The sequence below is a fragment of the Chryseobacterium sp. X308 genome, from assembly GCF_020733145.1.
Lineage (GTDB): Bacteria > Bacteroidota > Bacteroidia > Flavobacteriales > Weeksellaceae > Chryseobacterium > Chryseobacterium cupriresistens.
Map to the genome: position 1 here is coordinate 155,757 of NZ_JAJFZH010000006.1, position 17,698 is coordinate 173,454.

The 17,698-nt window shown below is 37.5% G+C and carries 18 protein-coding genes and 1 tRNA gene; 16 read left to right on the top strand and 3 right to left on the bottom strand.

What is annotated here, in order from left to right:
* Positions 1-3: 3 nt before the first annotated feature.
* The gene (locus tag LIV57_RS09160) at positions 4-855 is read left to right on the top strand and encodes a thiopeptide-type bacteriocin biosynthesis protein (RefSeq protein WP_227942364.1); all 852 of its coding nucleotides are present in this window, start codon (positions 4-6) and stop codon (positions 853-855) included.
* A gap of 57 nt (positions 856-912) precedes the next feature.
* On the opposite strand, the gene LIV57_RS09165 is transcribed toward LIV57_RS09160, so the two are convergent.
* Both LIV57_RS09165 and mce read right to left on the bottom strand, forming a co-directional pair.
* Positions 913-986 (bottom strand) — tRNA-Ile (locus LIV57_RS09165).
* Between the two features lie 62 nt (positions 987-1,048).
* The gene (mce, locus tag LIV57_RS09170; RefSeq protein ID WP_137905486.1) at positions 1,049-1,447 is read right to left on the bottom strand and encodes a methylmalonyl-CoA epimerase; all 399 of its coding nucleotides are present in this window, start codon (positions 1,445-1,447) and stop codon (positions 1,049-1,051) included.
* A gap of 92 nt (positions 1,448-1,539) precedes the next feature.
* Here mce and rbfA point away from each other — a divergent pair, with 92 nt between their 5' ends.
* From rbfA to LIV57_RS09205, 7 genes are all read left to right on the top strand, one after another.
* Positions 1,540-1,899, top strand: coding sequence for a 30S ribosome-binding factor RbfA (gene rbfA, locus LIV57_RS09175; protein WP_002983518.1), 360 nt, complete (start codon positions 1,540-1,542; stop codon positions 1,897-1,899).
* A gap of 3 nt (positions 1,900-1,902) precedes the next feature.
* On the top strand, positions 1,903-3,108 hold the full coding sequence (locus tag LIV57_RS09180) for an ABC transporter permease (protein WP_227942365.1): 1,206 nt from the start codon (positions 1,903-1,905) through the stop codon (positions 3,106-3,108).
* A 79-nt stretch (positions 3,109-3,187) separates the two neighbouring features.
* Positions 3,188-4,981 carry an endonuclease gene (locus LIV57_RS09185; protein WP_227942366.1) on the top strand — a complete coding sequence of 598 codons (1,794 nt, stop codon included), beginning with the start codon at positions 3,188-3,190 and terminating at the stop codon, positions 4,979-4,981.
* Between the two features lie 63 nt (positions 4,982-5,044).
* Complete coding sequence (locus LIV57_RS09190) at positions 5,045-5,782, top strand: shikimate dehydrogenase family protein (RefSeq protein WP_227942367.1); 738 nt, start codon at positions 5,045-5,047, stop codon at positions 5,780-5,782.
* A gap of 74 nt (positions 5,783-5,856) precedes the next feature.
* Positions 5,857-7,656 carry a DUF349 domain-containing protein gene (locus LIV57_RS09195; RefSeq protein ID WP_227942368.1) on the top strand — a complete coding sequence of 600 codons (1,800 nt, stop codon included), beginning with the start codon at positions 5,857-5,859 and terminating at the stop codon, positions 7,654-7,656.
* Positions 7,657-7,720: 64 nt separating this feature from the next.
* Positions 7,721-8,746, top strand: a complete 1,026-nt coding sequence (gene ribD / locus LIV57_RS09200; protein ID WP_227942369.1) for a bifunctional diaminohydroxyphosphoribosylaminopyrimidine deaminase/5-amino-6-(5-phosphoribosylamino)uracil reductase RibD — start codon at positions 7,721-7,723, stop codon at positions 8,744-8,746.
* A gap of 95 nt (positions 8,747-8,841) precedes the next feature.
* The gene (locus LIV57_RS09205; RefSeq protein ID WP_227942420.1) at positions 8,842-9,447 is read left to right on the top strand and encodes an IMPACT family protein; all 606 of its coding nucleotides are present in this window, start codon (positions 8,842-8,844) and stop codon (positions 9,445-9,447) included.
* On the opposite strand, the gene LIV57_RS09210 is transcribed toward LIV57_RS09205, so the two are convergent.
* Positions 9,444-10,154 (bottom strand): zinc metallopeptidase, encoded by a 711-nt coding sequence (locus tag LIV57_RS09210; protein WP_171006330.1) that lies wholly within the window; start codon positions 10,152-10,154, stop codon positions 9,444-9,446. The two genes, LIV57_RS09205 and LIV57_RS09210, sit on opposite strands and share 4 nt — an antisense overlap.
* Before the next feature lie 104 nt (positions 10,155-10,258).
* Between LIV57_RS09210 and LIV57_RS09215 the strand changes: the two genes are divergently transcribed.
* The 8 genes from LIV57_RS09215 (at position 10,259) to LIV57_RS09250 (ending at position 17,691) form a co-directional block, all read left to right on the top strand.
* A complete protein-coding gene (locus LIV57_RS09215; RefSeq protein ID WP_227942370.1) occupies positions 10,259-11,386 on the top strand; it encodes a GNAT family N-acetyltransferase in 1,128 nt (375 codons plus the stop codon).
* Positions 11,387-11,874: 488 nt separating this feature from the next.
* Positions 11,875-12,246, top strand: a complete 372-nt coding sequence (locus LIV57_RS09220; RefSeq protein ID WP_034693436.1) for an NADH-quinone oxidoreductase subunit A — start codon at positions 11,875-11,877, stop codon at positions 12,244-12,246.
* Positions 12,247-12,349: 103 nt separating this feature from the next.
* Positions 12,350-12,910, top strand: a complete 561-nt coding sequence (locus LIV57_RS09225; protein WP_002983540.1) for an NADH-quinone oxidoreductase subunit B — start codon at positions 12,350-12,352, stop codon at positions 12,908-12,910.
* Between the two features lie 6 nt (positions 12,911-12,916).
* Positions 12,917-13,411, top strand: coding sequence for an NADH-quinone oxidoreductase subunit C (locus LIV57_RS09230; RefSeq protein ID WP_110009632.1), 495 nt, complete (start codon positions 12,917-12,919; stop codon positions 13,409-13,411).
* Between the two features lie 62 nt (positions 13,412-13,473).
* On the top strand, positions 13,474-14,697 hold the full coding sequence (gene nuoD, locus LIV57_RS09235) for an NADH dehydrogenase (quinone) subunit D (RefSeq protein ID WP_002983543.1): 1,224 nt from the start codon (positions 13,474-13,476) through the stop codon (positions 14,695-14,697).
* A 104-nt stretch (positions 14,698-14,801) separates the two neighbouring features.
* Positions 14,802-15,311 (top strand): complex I 24 kDa subunit family protein, encoded by a 510-nt coding sequence (gene nuoE / locus LIV57_RS09240; RefSeq protein ID WP_062675585.1) that lies wholly within the window; start codon positions 14,802-14,804, stop codon positions 15,309-15,311.
* Between the two features lie 102 nt (positions 15,312-15,413).
* Complete coding sequence (gene nuoF, locus LIV57_RS09245) at positions 15,414-16,772, top strand: NADH-quinone oxidoreductase subunit NuoF (protein ID WP_089697000.1); 1,359 nt, start codon at positions 15,414-15,416, stop codon at positions 16,770-16,772.
* Between the two features lie 7 nt (positions 16,773-16,779).
* Entirely contained in the window at positions 16,780-17,691 is a 912-nt protein-coding gene (locus LIV57_RS09250) for a hypothetical protein (protein WP_137905480.1), read from the top strand.
* Positions 17,692-17,698: the final 7 nt, after the last annotated feature.

Genomic DNA, 17,698 nt, shown 5'->3' on the forward strand with positions numbered 1-17,698 from the left:
AAGATGATAACCAGAAAATTTCATCCGGGAAGTGAATGGCTTTATTTCAAAGTTTACACCGGCATCAAAACTTCAGATACTATTTTACAGGAAGTTATAGAACCATTAGTTGAACAATTACAAATTCAAAACCTTATTGATCAATGGTTTTTTATACGATATAACGATCCTAAACCCCACCTGAGAATAAGATTAAACCTTAAAAATATAACTGCCTATAGTATTATCCTGGGAATGATCAATTCCTTATTTAAGGACTATCTGGAATCGGGAGAAGTCGCTTCTATCATTATGGATACCTACTCAAGAGAACTTGAACGTTATGGTGAAAACACAATAGAATATGCGGAAGACCTTTTTTTTAAAAGCAGCCAATTGATTTTGAATTTCCTGGAATACAGTGATGAAGAAAAGATCATTACTTCTTTATTTTATATAGATCAAATTTTATCAGCATTCAACCTATCTCCTGAAGAGAAAATAGAGTTTGCAAAGCGTTCTGAAAATGCTTTCAAATCAGAATTCAATGCAGATAAGAACTTAAATAATCAGTTAAAGAAAAAGTATAATGAGTTTTATCCTCATTACTTTGAATTTATTACCTCTGAGGAATATGAAGAAATCAGAAATTTAATAAAAAGTAATATCACTGAAATTGCATTTAAGCCTGAAGAACTTTCAAAATTAGAAAATGACAATGTATTAAAAATAAAACCAAAAGATTTCTTTAAAAGTGTTTTTCATATGCATATTAACCGATTGTTTATCTCCCATCAAAGATTATTCGAGATGGTGGTTTATGATCACTTATTCCGTCTTTATAAAACAAACAGAACCCATTCTCTGAAAAAATAAATTTGAATTTTGTAAAAAATAAACAACCGCTCACGTACGTAAGCGGTTGTTTTTCTGTGGTCCCACCTGGGCTCGAACCAGGGACCACCTGATTATGAGTCAGGTGCTCTAACCAACTGAGCTATAGGACCTCAAAACTTGGTTAAATTTTGTGTTTGCAAAAATAGTAAAATTTCTTTCACTACAAAATTTTTTATTGCTTTTCTTGGCAAAGTTCTACCAGCACGCCGTTGGTAGACTTCGGATGAAGGAATACAACTAATTTGTTATCAGCACCTTCTTTCGGTTCTTCAGAGATAAACTGAAATCCTTCTTTTTTTAATCTTTTTACTTCCTCAAGGATATTTTCAACCCCAAATGCGAGATGATGGATGCCTTCTCCCTTTTTATCAATAAATTTAGAGATCGGACTTTCAGGATTACTGGCTTCCAGAAGTTCAATTTTACTTTCTCCTGTTTCGTAAAAAGAAGTTACCACGCCTTCTCTTTCCACTGTTTCTTTTTTATAGGATTCTTTTCCTAATAGTTTTGTAAAAAGTTCATCAGAAACACCTAAAGACTTTACGGCAATACCAATATGTTCTAGCTTCATAAATAGTAATCAATATAATTAATCGTAAATTTGATACTACAGTTGAATTTCAAAGTATCAATTCAAACAAAAGTACTAAATTTGCAGAAATTATGGAAAGTAACAGACAAAGAAAAGTAGCACAGATCATTCAGGAAGACTTCGCGGAACTTTTCCGCAAACAGGCTGCAGAAAGCAAACAGAGCATATTGGTATCTGTTTCAGATGTAAAAGTAACTGCCGACTTAGGAATTGCCAAGATTTATTTAAGCATTTTTCCACAGGAATTCCGTACCGCTGTGATGAAGGAGATTGAAGAAAACAAACCTCAATACAGAAACTTTATTGGCCAGAAAATGGCAAAACAGGTGCGTATTATTCCACAACTTAACTTTTACCTAGATACCGCTCTTGATGATGTTGAAAGACTGGAAAGAGAATTAAGAGGCGAAGGCGACAATCCTGTTTTATAGATCTTGAAGAATATTGCATTTTACATAGCATCCAGATACCTTTTGGCTAAAAAAGGAAGTACTGCCGTTACGTTCATTACGTGGCTGGCCGTGGGTGCCATGACGGTTGCTGTGGCTGCAATGTTCGTCATTATTTCGGTATTTTCAGGACTTGAAGACCTGAATAAAGACCTTATTTCCAATCTTCATGCTGATCTTACTTTAAAAAGCACTTCCGGAAAAACAATTAAAAATCTGGATAATGTCACAAAAACTCTCATCAGCAACAAAGAAATCAGCAGTTTCTCCCGTGTTATTGAAGAAAAAGTATACATCAGCTTCAACGGAAAGGGCGATATTGCTTACTTAAGAGGTGTAGATTCTGCCTATGTGAAGGTAAATCCTATCAATAAAGAAGTATTCTACGGAACGTATCCAAGTTTCAGATACTCGAATGAGGTATTGATGGAGAACAGTCTGGATAACAGACTATCAATTCCTGTAGATTCTTCCAATCATTATGCAACAGTCTTCATGCCCAAACCGGGAACAGGGATTATCACCAAGGAAGAAGACATCTATAATAAACGAGATATTCTGGTAACGGGTGTTTTCCCCGGAAAAGACCAGCTGGACAATTATATCGTTTCTCCTATTGAGCTTACGGAAGAATTACTCAGTCTTCCTAAAAATTCGGCATACCAGATTGTTATTAAATTGAAAAATCCGGAAAATGCAGATGCAGTAAAACAAAGTCTGCTTTCTTCACTCGGAAAAAATATTGAGATCAAAACCAAGGAAGAAGAAAATGCTGCTTTCTGGAAAATGATCAACACTGAAAAGCTTTTTATTTACCTGATCTTTGCATTGGTCATCTTTATTACCACCTTTAATCTTGCCGGAGCCATTATCATCCTTCAGCTTGATAAAAAAGAGCAGGCAAAATCATTGATATCACTCGGCTTCCCTTTAAGCCATTTAAGAATGACCTATTTCTACACCGGACTACTGATCGTTATTTCCGGAGTAATTACCGGATTAATTTTTGGAACAGCACTTTGCTATTTCCAGCTTTACACAGAATTCTTCAGAGCCAATGAGGTTCTGCCATTCCCGGTAAAAATTGTTGGAAAGAACTATCTTATTGTAGCCCTTACGGCTTCCTTATTTGGAATCACTATTTCATGGTTCTTTTCAAAAATCAGCAAAGAATATATTACTAAAAGCTAATATTTTAAGTTTATATATTACACACAATTAATATACTTGGGTTTCATTTTTTCGTACCTTTACGCCCCAATTTTAAAAAATGAAACAAATTTTATCTTTTTTTCTTTTAAGCGTTGCATTTATGAGCGCTTTGGCACAGGCTCCGGCAGGATATTACAATCAATCGCCAACCTTAACAGGTGCAGCTCTGAAAACAGCTCTGAAAACCATTATCAGCAACGGACATATAGACAATGGCTATGGAGGTTTATGGACTGGCTATGCCACTACTGATCGTGATTACTTTTATGAAAATGACGGAACAATTCTGGATATTTATTCTGAAAACCCCAATGGAGCGGATCAGTATAATTTCACCCTGGGAACCAGTCAGTGCGGATCTGCCGGATATTCTAATGAAGGTGACTGCTACAACAGAGAGCACGTTGTTCCTCAAAGTTTGTTCAACAATGCTTCCCCAATGGTCGCTGACATTCATTTTATCCGTGCTACAGACGGAAAAGTAAACGGAATGAGATCCAACTATCCTTTCGGAATTGTAGGAACCCCTTCTTTCACCTCTAAAAACGGATCAAAACTAGGTACATCTGTATCTGCAGGATATGCAGGTACCGTATTTGAACCCATTGATGCTTTCAAAGGAGACATCGCAAGAATGATTCTTTATTTTGTAACAAGATATGAGGATAAACTTCCTAACTTCACTTCCGGTGATATGCTTGGCAACACAGCATTTCCGGGATTACAGCCCTGGGCACTTAATCAGTATTTAGCGTGGAATGCAATGGATCCGGTATCGCCGGAAGAAATTGCCAGAAACAATGCTTCTTATACTTATCAGGGAAACAGAAACCCTTTCATTGATCACCCTGAATATGTTACCCAGATCTGGGGAGCTCCGGTTATTGACAGCCAGGCCCCTACAGCAGCAACCAACCTTGTTGCCAGCAATCCAACTTCAAACTCTATTGCTTTAAGCTGGACAGCTGCAACAGATAATGTGGGAGTAACATCTTACCAGATTTACGCCAACGGAACATTAAAAGCTACTGTTTCAGGGACAACTACATCTACTATTGTTTCAGGATTATCTCCGCTTACTCAATATACATTCTATATCATTGCTAAAGATGCTTTCTCAAACTCTTCTCCACAAAGCACAACCGCTACAGAAACCACTCTTGATACACCTGCCGGAGGAGGAAGCTGCGGAACTGAAAATTTTGAAATGATCACCGGCCCTGTAAATACATACATGACAGTAAACTGGACCAACAATGGAATTTCATGGACTGCTACAGACGCAAGAGTTGACCAGACCATCAATAATAAAGCTATTACCATAAAAAATGGAACTTTAACAAGTTCAACTTTCTCAGGTGGAGTTCAGAGTTTAACATTAACAACTCAATTGAAATTCTCCGGAAGCGCAGGATACTTCAATGTTCTTGTAAACGACGTCAATGTAGGAACTATTCCTTACAGTAATGTTGTTACTACAACTACCATTAATAATATAAATGTAAGCGGAAATGCTGTCATTAAACTGACCAATTCTTCTCTTACCAACAGAGTGGCTCTGGATGACCTAAGCTGGACATGTTTCGGAACTACTTTGGCTACTGCTGAAAACCAAAATGATAAATCAGCGTTTACCATCTACCCTAACCCGATAAGAAATAATGAATTATTTGTAAAAGGAGAAAACCTTAATAAAATTTCAAAAGCTGATATCTATGATCTTTCCGGAAAATTAATTGAAACGATTGCCAATCCTTTCAGACATTCAAATAAGATCAGCCTTAAAGGTTTGCTTAAAGGAACTTACATTCTGAAAACAGATAATTTCTCTACTAAATTTATCGTAGATTAATTATTAAAAAATATTTCAAATTAAAAGACTGGATTTATCCGGTCTTTTTTTTACTTTTGATAGATGGATTCCAATAAAAAATTAGGATTGATAGGACGAAACATTTCCTATTCTTTTTCTAAAAAATTCTTCGAAAACAAGTTCCAAAAGCTCATGCTGAAGAACTTCTCCTACGATATTTTTGATCTGAACGAAATTAATGAAGTAGAAAAGCTTTTTGCTTCTCCGGACCTTTTAGGTTTCAATGTAACGATTCCTTACAAAGAAAAAATAATAGATTATCTGGATGAATTAAGTGATGAAGCGGAGAAAATAGGCGCCGTAAACTGCGTTCTTATTCAGGATGGTAAAAAAACCGGCTATAATACAGATGCATTCGGTTTTGAAAAGACGCTTCTTTTGCACAGAAAACCTTCACAGGATAAAGCCTTGATTTTAGGAAACGGAGGAGCTGCAAAAGCCGTCAAATATGCTTTGGACAAGCATAATATTCCTTCAGTCACCATTTCCAGAAGTACGGAAATCAATTTTGACAATCTTGAGCAGGAAACTGTTGCCGACCATAAAATTATCATTCAGTGTACTCCGGTAGGTACTTTCCCGAACGTGAAAGACTGTCTTAATTTTCCTTTTGACGGGCTTTCTTCAGATCATCTGGTTATCGACCTGATTTACAATCCCAACTACACCCAATTCATCATCAATGCCTCTGAAAATGGAGCAAAAACCGTGAATGGCTACTATATGCTTGAACAGCAAGCAGAAAAAGCCTGGGAAATTTGGAATTTTCAAAAAAAATAACATAAATTAGTACTTTAATTGGCCTTACAGCTATATTTAAAGGATATTAACGCCACTCACATAAAAGATTTGCTATGACTACAGAAAACAATCTTTCTGAAAACGAAGAAAAGAAAAATCCTAACGAAGTATCTCAGGACACATCAGAAAACACGGTTTCTCATGATGCAAACCACCATGACGATGATACAGAACACCTGGATGAACATGAAGAAGAAATTTCCCTTGCCGATGCTTTAAAGGAAATGGAAAAAATCATCAACACTCCCAACGCCGGTGAGAATTTCAAAAGATTCAATCAGCTGAAGGAAAAAGCAAGTCATTATATCCATGATGAAGTGGAAGATAAAAAGCATGAATATGTAGAAGCCGGAAATCCTGCTGAAAACTTCAGCTATGAACATCCATCTCAGGCAAAATATTCTGCATTGGTTAATATCTTCAAGGAAAAACATGATGACTACCAGAAAGGACAGGAAGAAGAACAAAAGAAGAATCTGGACCACCGCCAAAGTATTATCGAAAGACTTAAAAATCTATACACAAGCTCTGAACCGGGAATCAATCTTTTCAAATCTATTCGCGAGATTAAAGAAGACTGGTCAAAAGCCGGACAGGTTGCCAAGTCTGAATTCAAAATTCTTAATAATAATTATTTCCACCATCTGAATCAGTTTTATCAGATGCTGGATCTGAATAAAGAATTTCTGGAACAGGAATACAGCCACAACCTGGAAAAGAGAGAGCATATCATTGCCCGTGCTAAAGAGCTTGAAAATGAGCCTGTAATTCAGAAAGCGTTAAACGAGCTTCAATATCTTCATAAACTCTGGAAAGAAGAAGCAGAGCCTGTTGCTGAAGAGTTCCGCGAAAAAACATGGGAGGAATTCAAAGAAATTTCCAACAAAATTCACGAAAGGAAGTCTGAACTTTCCGCATCCATTGAAAAAGAACAGACTGTAAACCTTGAAAAGAAGAATGAGATCATCGCTGAGATCAAGAAACTGTCTGAACCTTCGGAAACACCCAACCACAACTACTGGCAGAATGCCATCAAAAGAGTGGAAGATCTGCGTTCTGAATTCTTAAAAACAGGAAGTGTTCCAAGAAAACTTTCCAATCAAAACTGGAATGATTTCAAAACGACACTAAGAGGCTTTAATACAACGAAAAATAATTACTACAAATCGTTGAAAGGTTCTCAACAGGCAAATCTTGAAGAAAAATTAAAACTGATCCAGACTGCACAGGACAATATGAATAACGAGGAATGGGATATCGCCGTTCCGTTATTCAAAAAACTTCAGGAAGACTGGAAAAAAATCGGCCACGTTCCAAAGAGCATGACCAATAAAATATGGGATGAATTCCGTGACGCCTGTAATGCATTCTTCAACAATTACAGAGAGAAGAGCAATACTTCTACCGACAACTGGAAGGAAAACTATAAAAACAAAAAAGCCCTTCTTGATGAACTGAAAGAAGTTTCCAATGAAGAAGGAAGCATCGAAAGAATTGAGCAGATCAAGACTTCATGGAATAACATCGGAAAAGTTCCGAGAGATAAAATTTCAATCAACTCTGAATTCAACAAAACATTAAGAGAGAAACTGAAAATAAATAAAATCAACGAGCTTGAGCTGAAAGAAGAAGGTTTATCTGAAAATCAGCTTACCGACAAAGCAAGAAAGATCAAAAATCAAATCTCTGATCTTGAGGCAGAAATTGTAAAACTGGAAAACAACCTTTCTTTCTTCAACAAACCGTCGAGAGAAAACCCTCTGTTGAAAGATACTTACAACACGATTGATGAGAAAAAAGCTCATCTTGAAACATTAAAACAAAATCTCCACAGCATTATCAGTGGAGAATAAAACATAACAAAATGAATAAAGGCGGAGCAAAGCAATTTGTCTTCGCTTTTTCTTTTTATAAAACATGAACAACGACGAACTTTATATTAAAAGATGTATCGAGCTGGCTCAAAAAGCTCTTGGCAACACTTACCCCAACCCTCTTGTGGGCAGTGTCATAGTACACAATGGAGAGATCATTGGCGAAGGATACCATCACAAAGCAGGAGAAAACCACGCAGAAATCAATGCCATCAATTCCGTTAAAAATAAAGATCTGATCCCGGAATCAACGATCTATGTATCTCTCGAACCGTGCGCCCATTATGGCAAGACACCGCCTTGTGCTTTAAAGATTAAAGAACTGGGCTTTAAAAAAGTGGTGATTGGTGCTATGGATTCTCATGACAAAGTGAACGGCAAGGGAAAAAAAATCATTCAGGATGCTGGAATTGAAGCCGTATCAGGAATTCTTGAAAAAGAATGCATTGAACTGAACAAAAGATTTTTCACCTACCACGAAAAGAAAAGATCCTATATCATTTTAAAATGGGCAGAATCCGGTGATGGTTTTCTTGATAAAGATTTTAAACCGACTGCTGTTTCAAACTCGTTAGTGAATCAGTTTGTTCACCAGTTAAGAGCTGACGAGCATGCCATTTTAGTAGGAACTCAAACTGCATTAAATGACAATCCAAGCCTTACCGTAAGAAATGCAGAAGGAGTAAACCCTGTCCGGATTTTAATTGATTTTGATTTAAAAGTTCCTGCCAGCTTCAATATTTATAACAATGAAGCAAGAACATTGGTTTTAAATTCTGTGAAAGAAGGTATTGAAGGACATATTCAATTCATTAAAATCAACAAGGCTGATTTTCTGGGTGAACTCACGGAGGTATTGTATAAAGAACAGATACAGTCAGTTATTATCGAGGGCGGCCGTTTTACGCTGCAGGAATTTATTAATGCAGGTCTCTGGGATGAAGCAATAGTGATAAAAAATGAAAATCTTATCCTTGAAATTGGTACAAAAGCCCCTGAATTCAATTATACACCTACTAAAGTTGAAAACTTCAGAGATAATACGATCTCATTTTTCAAACAAAAATAAAAGAAAAGCCGTCTAAACTGACGGCTTAATTTATGATCATGGTGCAGAATCGTAAAGCATTTAATATTTTTGCATCAACAAAGCAGGAACCTCCAATGACGTTTGAATATAAAACCATAGAAAAACCCATAGAAAATACTCTTTTAAAAGAAAAAGGGAGCAAATTCATCGGATTTGCTTTTCCGGTAACCAATGAAAAAGAATTAAAGAGTGCGCTGGAAAAGATCAGAGAAGAACATCCGAAAGCTACTCATCACTGCTATGCCTTCAGAATGGGATTGAATGGTGAAAATTACCGTGCCAATGATGATGGTGAGCCTTCCGGAAGTGCAGGTTTGCCAATTTACAACCAGCTTCTGGCTAATGAAATCACCAATGTACTTGTCATTGTTGTCCGTTATTACGGGGGAACCAAATTAGGGGTTTCAGGATTGGTAAAAACCTATAAAGAATCGGCAAAGATCACATTGGAAGAGGCCAGCATCATTACCAGAGAACTGGAAACAGAAGTAGAGATCCGGTTCAACTTCAATCAGCAGAACACGATTTTCACCTTGCTTTCAAAATTTGATGCTAAAGTTTTGAACTTCGATGCGAATGAAAACTGTATTCTTACCGCCTCACTGAAACTGGCACAAAAAGAAAGCATCTCAGAAAAGCTTTCCGAGATGCAATATGTTTCATTTGAATTTAATGATTAATCCCTCCTTCCACCAAGAAGCAAAGATGCCCAGTAAAGAAGTTGTGCCAGGGAGCCTAAGGCTGCCACCACGTAAGTTCTTGCTGCCCATTTCAGGCTGTCCTGTACCCCAACAAACTCTTCTGCAGTTACAGTTCCTGTATCTTTAAGCCACTTCATTGCCCTGTTACTTGCATCATATTCCACGGGAAGCGTTACAAAAGCAAAAAGAGTAGTCATTGCAAACATTGCTACTCCGATGGCAAGAACAGTCGTATTTCCATTTGGGTTTTCAATTGTTCTTGATGCCGCCATTACTGCGATACCCGCAATAAGAACAAACTGCATCAGATTAGAACTTATATTTACAATAGGAACCAGTTTTGAACGTAAATTCAGCATAGAATATCCTACCGCATGCTGCACTGCATGTCCGCACTCGTGAGCTGCTACTGCCGCTGCCGCTGCATTTCTCTGCATATAAACTCCTTCCGAAAGGTTCACTGTTTTATCTGCCGGATTATAGTGGTCCGTCAACTGCCCGGGTACTGATATTACCTGAACATCATTTATCCCGTTATCTCTCAACATCTTTTCCGCTACTTCTTTGCCTGAAAGGCCATTTCGAAGGTGTACATTGGAATAATATTCAAATTTCGATTTCAATCTGGACGAAACCCACCAGCTCACCAACATTGAAATACCAATAATGATATAATAACCCACCATTTTATATAAATTTTGTGTTTAATTTTACCCATAATCAAATAAAAACTGTGCCAAAGTATACGATATTATTATTTATATTTGTCCTTTAATTCCTCTCAAAAAACATGTCTACAGTTTCAATTATTGAAGTAAAAACAGCGGGTCAGCTCAAGCAATTCGTAAAGTTCCCGATGGATTTGTATAAAAACAATCCCTACTATGTTCCGTCTTTTATCAATGACGAAATCAACATCTGGAATGCTGATGAAAATCCTGCGCTTCAATATTCTGAGGCAAAACAATATCTGGCTTATAAGAATGATAAGATCGTTGGAAGAATTGCCGTTCTGATTAATCATAAGGAAGAGAGAGAATTAGGAATTAAAAAAGTTCGTTTCGGATGGATCGACTTTATTGATGATGCTGAAGTTTCAAAGGCATTGATTCAAAAAGCAGTTGATTACGCTAAAGAAAAAAGTATTGACAAAATTGAAGGGCCTATGGGCTTCACCAATCTTGACAAAGCCGGGATGCTGGTAAAAGGTTTCGACCAGCTTGCAACCATGATTGGAATTTACAACCATGCGTATTATCCTCAGCATCTTGAAAACCTGGGTTTAACCAAAGAAAAAGAATGGGTAGAATTTGAAATCATTTTCCCTGAAACGTTACCGGATAAAATTCATAAATTTAATCAGCTTATTTCTGAAAAGTACAAACTGAAAGTTTTAAAATTCAAAACGAAAGAAGAGATTATTCAGTATGTGGATCCTATGTTTGATCTTCTGGATGAGACTTATAAACATCTTTCCACGTATACCCCTATTTCGGATGAACAGCGCAAAACCTACAAAGAGAAATATTTCAAACTTATTGATAAAGATTTCATTGTTTGTATTGCTGATGAACACAACAATCTGATCTCATTCGCCATTACAATGCCCTCTTATTCCAAGGCGCTGCAGAAGTCCGGCGGAAAACTGCTTCCATTCGGCTGGTGGCATTTTTTACAGGCAGGAAAGAAAAATGACAGAGCCAATTTTTACCTGATCGGTATTCACCCTGATTATCAGAGAAGAGGGGTCACTTCCATTATTTTCAAAGAAATCTGGGATATTTTCAGAAAAAAAGGAGTAAAATACCTTGAAACCAATCCGGAGCTGGAAGAAAACAAAAGCATTCAGCTGCTATGGCAGGATTACGATCCGGTGAATCATAAAAGAAGAAGAACGTATTCAATGGAACTCAAGTAACTGATAATCTATCTTATAACACCTAAACTTTGAATTTTATGAAACCGCAGCTCATTATATTTGCTATTTTAATTGCTGGATTTATCAGTTATAATATCTTTTTCCAGTCACCTGATGACAAAACAAACACCGTAATCAATATCCTTTTTGCGAGTATTCTTTTTGGTTACATTTCCTTCATGGCTTATACTCTTCTTAAAAAAATGAAAAAATAAGATCATAAAACAACAACAGCACTGGTTTGTCATGTAAGCTCTTTCGGGTATTAAATAAATTCAAAATATTCCAAATGCAGGGAAAGAGAGTCCGTTTTTCCACAGTTACTACAAAAAATGGGGAAAAACACAGCAAAAAAATAATCATAAAAAGCTAATTTTTATTGATTCTAAATTACCGGTTTAACTCATTTTCATCCTACTTTTAAGCTGATAAATTTCATGCTTTCTTGTTTATTCGCTAAATTTGCAAATTGAGATAATAATGCAAAAATGAATTTACCTGAAAGTTATATTCCAATCCTTATCCAGGCTGGTGTAGCAGTAGGATTTGTAGCGGTTTCTTTGCTTGGGGCACATTTCTTAGGGCCACAGCAGAAAAAAGGAAACTCTGTAAAAAACCAAAGCTGGGAATGTGGGGTTCCTGTAGAAGGAAACGCCAGAACACCGTTTTCTATCAAGTACTTCCTGACTGCGGTATTGTTCGTACTATTCGATATTGAAATCGTATTCTTTTATCCTTATGCTGTAAACTTCAGAGAATTCGGTATGGAAGGATTCCTTGCCGTACTTACATTCGTTGCGATATTCTTCGTAGCGTTTTTCTATGTCTGGAAACGCGGTGCGCTGGATTGGGATAAATAAAGTAATTATAAATTTTAATTAAACATTTTAGATGGTGATTTTAAGTTATGCCATTAAGAATTAATTTAAAATCTAAAATTTAAAATCTAAAATCATCTACAAGATGTCAGATAAAAAACCAGTAATAAGAACAGATGCACCTGCTCCCGAAGGCTATGAAGGAGAAGGGTTTTTCGCAACAAAACTGAGCAGTGTAATCGGGATGGCAAGGAAGTTTTCGCTTTGGCCGTTACCCTTTGCAACCTCTTGTTGTGGTATCGAGTTTATGGCTACCCTGAACCCAACTTATGATGCTTCAAGATTTGGCATGGAAAGAAACTCTTTCTCTCCAAGACAGGCAGATATGCTGATGGTTTGCGGAACTATATCAAAGAAATTGGGACCTGTCCTGAAAGAAGTGTACACTCAGATGGCTGAGCCGAAATGGGTGGTAGCAGTTGGAGCTTGTGCTTCCAGCGGTGGTATTTTTGATACGTATTCTGTACTTCAGGGTATTGATAAAATTATTCCGGTAGACGTTTACGTTCCCGGATGCCCTCCAAGACCTGAGCAGATCATTGAAGGTGTAATGCAGGTACAGGCTCTTGCAGAAAGCGAAAGCATCAGAAGAAGAGACATGCCTGAATATCAGAAATTATTAGATTCTTACAACATAAGCAACTAAACGGAAATGACAAACGAATTTGTATTAGAAGCAATCACAAGAGAATTTCCGGAATCTGTTATTTCAAGTTCAGAACCTTATGGGATGCTGACGATTGAAGTGAAGAAAGAAGATATTAAGAAGATTATTCACTATCTGAAAGATTCATCTCTGGAATTTAATTTCCTTACGGATATCTGTGGTATTCATTATCCTGAATTCCCTGAAAAGGAAATTGGCGTTGTATACCATTTGCATAATATGATGGCCAATTTCAGATTACGTCTGAAAATCTTTATGTCCAGAGAAAATATTGAAGTAGACTCTCTTGTAGATCTGTATGTAGGAGCTAACTGGATGGAAAGAGAAACGTTTGATTTTTATGGGATTAAATTTAAAGGACACCCGGATCTGAGACCTATCCTGAATATGGAAGACCTGGGATACCACCCAATGTTGAAGGAATATCGCCTTGAAGACGGTACAAGAACCGACAAGAACGATAGCATGTTCGGAAGATAAAAAAGCGAATGGCCAATGGCAGCTAGCCAATAGCCAGAAGCAAATAGCTAAAAGCAATCATTATGAAAGATAACTCATTATCTAATATACTAAACCAGTACGAAAGTAAGGAACAGATTGACGGACAATTATATACCCTGAATCTGGGACCTACCCACCCTGCTACGCACGGGATTTTCCAGAATATCTTAACGATGGACGGAGAGAGAATCCTTCATGCTGAGCAAACCGTAGGATATATCCACAGAGCATTTGAGAAAATTTCTGAAAGAAGAAACTATTCTCAGATCACTACCCTTACGGACCGTATGAATTACTGTTCTGCACCCATCAATAACTTAGGCTGGCACATGACAGTAGAAAAACTGATTGGCGTAGAAGTTCCAAAACGTGTAGACTATATGCGTGTTATCCTGATGGAGCTTGCCAGAATCGGTGACCACCTGATCTGTAACGGGGTAACCGGGATGGACTCAGGAGCTATTACAGGTCTTACTTATATGTTCATCGAAAGAGAACGTATTTATGATATGTACGAACAGATCTGCGGAGCCAGAATGACTACCAATATGGGAAGAATCGGAGGTTTTGAAAGAGATTTCACTCCTAAATTCCATGAGCTGATCAAGGATTTCTTAAAAACATTCCCGCCAAGATTCAAAGAGTTCTGTACACTGTTAGAAAGAAACAGAATCTTTATGGACAGAACCATCGGTACAGGAGCTATTTCTGCCGAAAGAGCTTTAAGCTACGGTTTCACAGGTCCTAACTTACGTGCAGCAGGTGTAGATTACGATGTACGAGTTGCACAGCCTTATTCTTCATACCAGGATTTCGACTTCATTATTCCGGTAGGAACTTCAGGAGACACTTACGACCGTTTCATGGTTCGTCAGCAGGAAGTCTGGGAATCAATCAAAATTATCAAACAAGCATACGAAAATCTTCCGGAAGGACCATTCCATGCGGATGTCCCTGATTTCTATCTTCCTGAAAAGGCAGATGTATACCAGAAAATGGAAGCATTGATCTACCATTTCAAAATCGTAATGGGAGAAACCGATGTACCGAAAGGAGAAGTTTACCATGCTGTAGAAGGTGGAAACGGAGAATTAGGTTTCTATCTTGTGAGTGACGGAGGAAGAAGCCCTTACAGACTTCACTTCAGAAGACCATGCTTCATCTACTATCAGGCATACCCTGAAATGATTACAGGTTCTGTAATTTCAGATGCCATTGTAACGATGTGTAGTATGAATATTATTGCGGGAGAATTAGACGCATAAAAAGAAGATGTCAGACATCAGATTTCAGATGTTAGACTCTTCGCTTTATATATAAATTTAAAATCTGATGTCTGAAATCTGGCATCTGAAATCTTAGATAAAAAATGAGCGAAACAATAGCTTTTAAACCGGAAAGTTTAGCACAGGTACACAAAATTATCGCAAGATATCCTGAAGGAAGACAGAAATCGGCTCTTCTTCCTGTACTTCACCTGGCACAGAAAGAATTCGGAGGATGGTTAGATGTTCCTGTGATGGATTATGTTGCCGGACTATTAAGTATCCAACCGATCGAAGTATATGAAGTGGCTACTTTCTATACGATGTTCAATATGAAGCCGGTAGGTAAATATGTGCTGGAAGTTTGCAGAACAGGACCTTGTATGGTATGTGGAAGCGAAAAAATCCTGGATCATATCAGAACTAAACTGAACATTAAAGACGGAGAAACTACTGAAGACGGGATGTTCACATTAAAACCTGCTGAATGTCTTGGAGCATGTGGATACGCCCCTATGATGCAGCTGGGGAAATTCTTTCATGAAAATTTAACGATAGAAAAAGTAGACGAAATCCTTGATCTTTGCAGACAGGGACAAGTTGCTTTAGACTAATAGAAATTTTAAATTCTAGCTTTTAGATTTTAAATGATTCACTTAACGTTTAATCATAATTAATGCAAGAAGCCAAAAGCCTATTGCAATAAGCAAATAACAATGAGTAAAAAACTTTTACTTAAAGACGCACATATAGAAGGTATCCGCTACTTTGAAACTTACCGCAAACAGGGAGGTTACACAGCTGCTGAAAAAGCCTTGAAAATGACTCCTGACGAAATTCTTGAAGAAGTAAAAGCTTCGGGACTAAGAGGTCGTGGTGGAGCTGGATTCCCAACAGGAATGAAATGGAGCTTTCTGGCAAAGCCTGAAGGTGTTCCAAGACACCTTGTTGTGAATGCGGATGAATCTGAACCCGGAACGTTCAAGGACAGATATCTGATGGAGTTCCTTCCTCATTTATTGATCGAGGGAATGCTGATTTCTTCTTACTGTTTAGGTTCCAATACTTCTTATATCTACATCCGTGGCGAATATTCGTGGATTCCGGATATCCTTGAAGAAGCTATTGAAGAAGCTAAAGCAGCAGGATTTTTAGGTAAAAATATTTTAGGAACCGGTTTCGATCTTGAAATCTATGTACAGAGAGGTGGTGGCGCATACATCTGCGGTGAAGAAACTGCATTGCTTGAATCCCTTGAAGGAAAAAGAGGAAACCCAAGATTAAAACCGCCATTCCCAGCTGTGAAAGGTCTTTGGGAAAGACCAACGGTGGTAAACAACGTTGAGTCTATTGCAGCAGTAGTTCCGATCATTGATATTACAGGTGCTGAGTATGCTAAAATCGGGGTGGGAAGATCTACAGGTACGAAACTGATTTCTGCTTGTGGAAACATCAACAAACCGGGTGTATACGAAATCGATATGACGATCACTGTAGAGGAATTCATCTATTCTGATGAATATTGCGGTGGTATTAAAGATGGTAAAAAATTAAAGGCTTGTATTCCTGGAGGAAGTTCTGTTCCGATTGTTCCGGCTAACTTATTGTTGAGAACCGTGAACGGAGAGCCAAGATATATGAACTATGAATCATTGGCAGATGGTGGTTTTGCTACCGGAACCATGATGGGTTCAGGAGGTTTCATCGTTTTGGATGAAGACCAGTGTATTGTAGAACACACCATGACATTGGCAAGATTCTACAATCACGAAAGCTGCGGACAATGTACTCCTTGCCGTGAAGGAACGGGATGGATGTACAAGATTTTAAAGAAAATCGAGAAAGGAGAAGGAAAAATGGAAGATATCGATCTGCTTTGGGATATCCAGAGAAAAATCGAAGGAAATACGATTTGTCCGTTGGGTGATGCGGCAGCTTGGCCAGTTGCAGCAGCGATCCGTCACTTCAGAGATGAATTTGAGTGGCACGTGAAAAACCCAGAGTTGTCTCAGACACAAAATTATGGATTGGCACATTATGCTGACCCTATCCCGGCTGTTGAAAAGAACGCATAAGTAAAAGATGAAAAAATTATTGGTGGTCGGCTTAATGATGTCGAATTTTGTATTTGCACAGAATAAAAAAACTGATACTGCAAATTATAACAGATCCGTTGAAGAGGATTTATCATATTTAGTAAGTGAGAAAGAGCAGATTAAAGCTGAGAGAAAAGAAAAGCCTTTACCATTAAGCAAAAAAGGTCAGGTTTTCGTATTTTACGGTTGGAACAGAGCAGCTTACAGCAATTCTGATATCCACTTTACCGGAAATGGATACGACTTTCAACTGAACAATGTAACGGCACAGGACAGGCCTACAAAATTTGGAATTGTCTATTTTGATCCAAGCTGGTTTACTGTAACACAGTATAATTTCAGAATAGGATACTTTATTAAAGATAATTTAGCATTGGTACTTGGGATAGACCACATGAAATATGTAATGGATCAGAACCAGACTGTAGGTTTCAAAGGTCATATTTCAGATCCTGAGTATGCAGCAATGGTTCAGAACGGGCAGGTTAATCTTGCAGATGAGAAGTTCCTTACTTTCGAACATACAGACGGGCTTAATTATGAAAACTTAGGTCTTGAGAAATACAAAAATCTTGTTCATAAGAAAAATATAGATTTAGTATGGTCTTATGGAGCCGGAATAGGATTTATGTTTCCGAAAAGTAATGTAAAACTTTTTGGTAATGAAAGAAGTGACCGCTTCCACGTTGCTGGTATGGGAACCGATATCAGATCCAGTCTTAACCTTGTATTCTGGAAAAACTGGATGCTGAGATTAGAAGGAAAAGCCGGTTATATCAATATGTGGGATATTAAAACTACATTAAATAATAAACCGGACAAAGCACGCCAGGATTTTGTTTTCGGACAGGTCCTTGGAGGAATTGGATATACATTTAATACAAAGAAATATAAATAACAAAGCC

Excerpts from the sequence above, each read along its gene's own strand:
- LIV57_RS09160 (WP_227942364.1), top strand. The coding sequence starts at position 4 with ATGATAACCAGAAAATTTCATCCGGGAAGTGAATGGCTTTATTTCAAA.
- mce (WP_137905486.1), bottom strand. The coding sequence starts at position 1,447 with ATGAAGCTAGAACATATTGGTATTGCCGTAAAGTCTTTAGGTGTTTCT.
- rbfA (WP_002983518.1), top strand. The coding sequence starts at position 1,540 with ATGGAAAGTAACAGACAAAGAAAAGTAGCACAGATCATTCAGGAAGAC.
- LIV57_RS09185 (WP_227942366.1), top strand. The coding sequence starts at position 3,188 with ATGAAACAAATTTTATCTTTTTTTCTTTTAAGCGTTGCATTTATGAGC.
- LIV57_RS09190 (WP_227942367.1), top strand. The coding sequence starts at position 5,045 with ATGGATTCCAATAAAAAATTAGGATTGATAGGACGAAACATTTCCTAT.
- LIV57_RS09195 (WP_227942368.1), top strand. The coding sequence starts at position 5,857 with ATGACTACAGAAAACAATCTTTCTGAAAACGAAGAAAAGAAAAATCCT.
- ribD (WP_227942369.1), top strand. The coding sequence starts at position 7,721 with ATGAACAACGACGAACTTTATATTAAAAGATGTATCGAGCTGGCTCAA.
- LIV57_RS09205 (WP_227942420.1), top strand. The coding sequence starts at position 8,842 with ATGACGTTTGAATATAAAACCATAGAAAAACCCATAGAAAATACTCTT.
- LIV57_RS09210 (WP_171006330.1), bottom strand. The coding sequence starts at position 10,154 with ATGGTGGGTTATTATATCATTATTGGTATTTCAATGTTGGTGAGCTGG.
- LIV57_RS09215 (WP_227942370.1), top strand. The coding sequence starts at position 10,259 with ATGTCTACAGTTTCAATTATTGAAGTAAAAACAGCGGGTCAGCTCAAG.
- LIV57_RS09220 (WP_034693436.1), top strand. The coding sequence starts at position 11,875 with ATGAATTTACCTGAAAGTTATATTCCAATCCTTATCCAGGCTGGTGTA.
- LIV57_RS09225 (WP_002983540.1), top strand. The coding sequence starts at position 12,350 with ATGTCAGATAAAAAACCAGTAATAAGAACAGATGCACCTGCTCCCGAA.
- LIV57_RS09230 (WP_110009632.1), top strand. The coding sequence starts at position 12,917 with ATGACAAACGAATTTGTATTAGAAGCAATCACAAGAGAATTTCCGGAA.
- nuoD (WP_002983543.1), top strand. The coding sequence starts at position 13,474 with ATGAAAGATAACTCATTATCTAATATACTAAACCAGTACGAAAGTAAG.
- nuoE (WP_062675585.1), top strand. The coding sequence starts at position 14,802 with ATGAGCGAAACAATAGCTTTTAAACCGGAAAGTTTAGCACAGGTACAC.
- nuoF (WP_089697000.1), top strand. The coding sequence starts at position 15,414 with ATGAGTAAAAAACTTTTACTTAAAGACGCACATATAGAAGGTATCCGC.
- LIV57_RS09250 (WP_137905480.1), top strand. The coding sequence starts at position 16,780 with ATGAAAAAATTATTGGTGGTCGGCTTAATGATGTCGAATTTTGTATTT.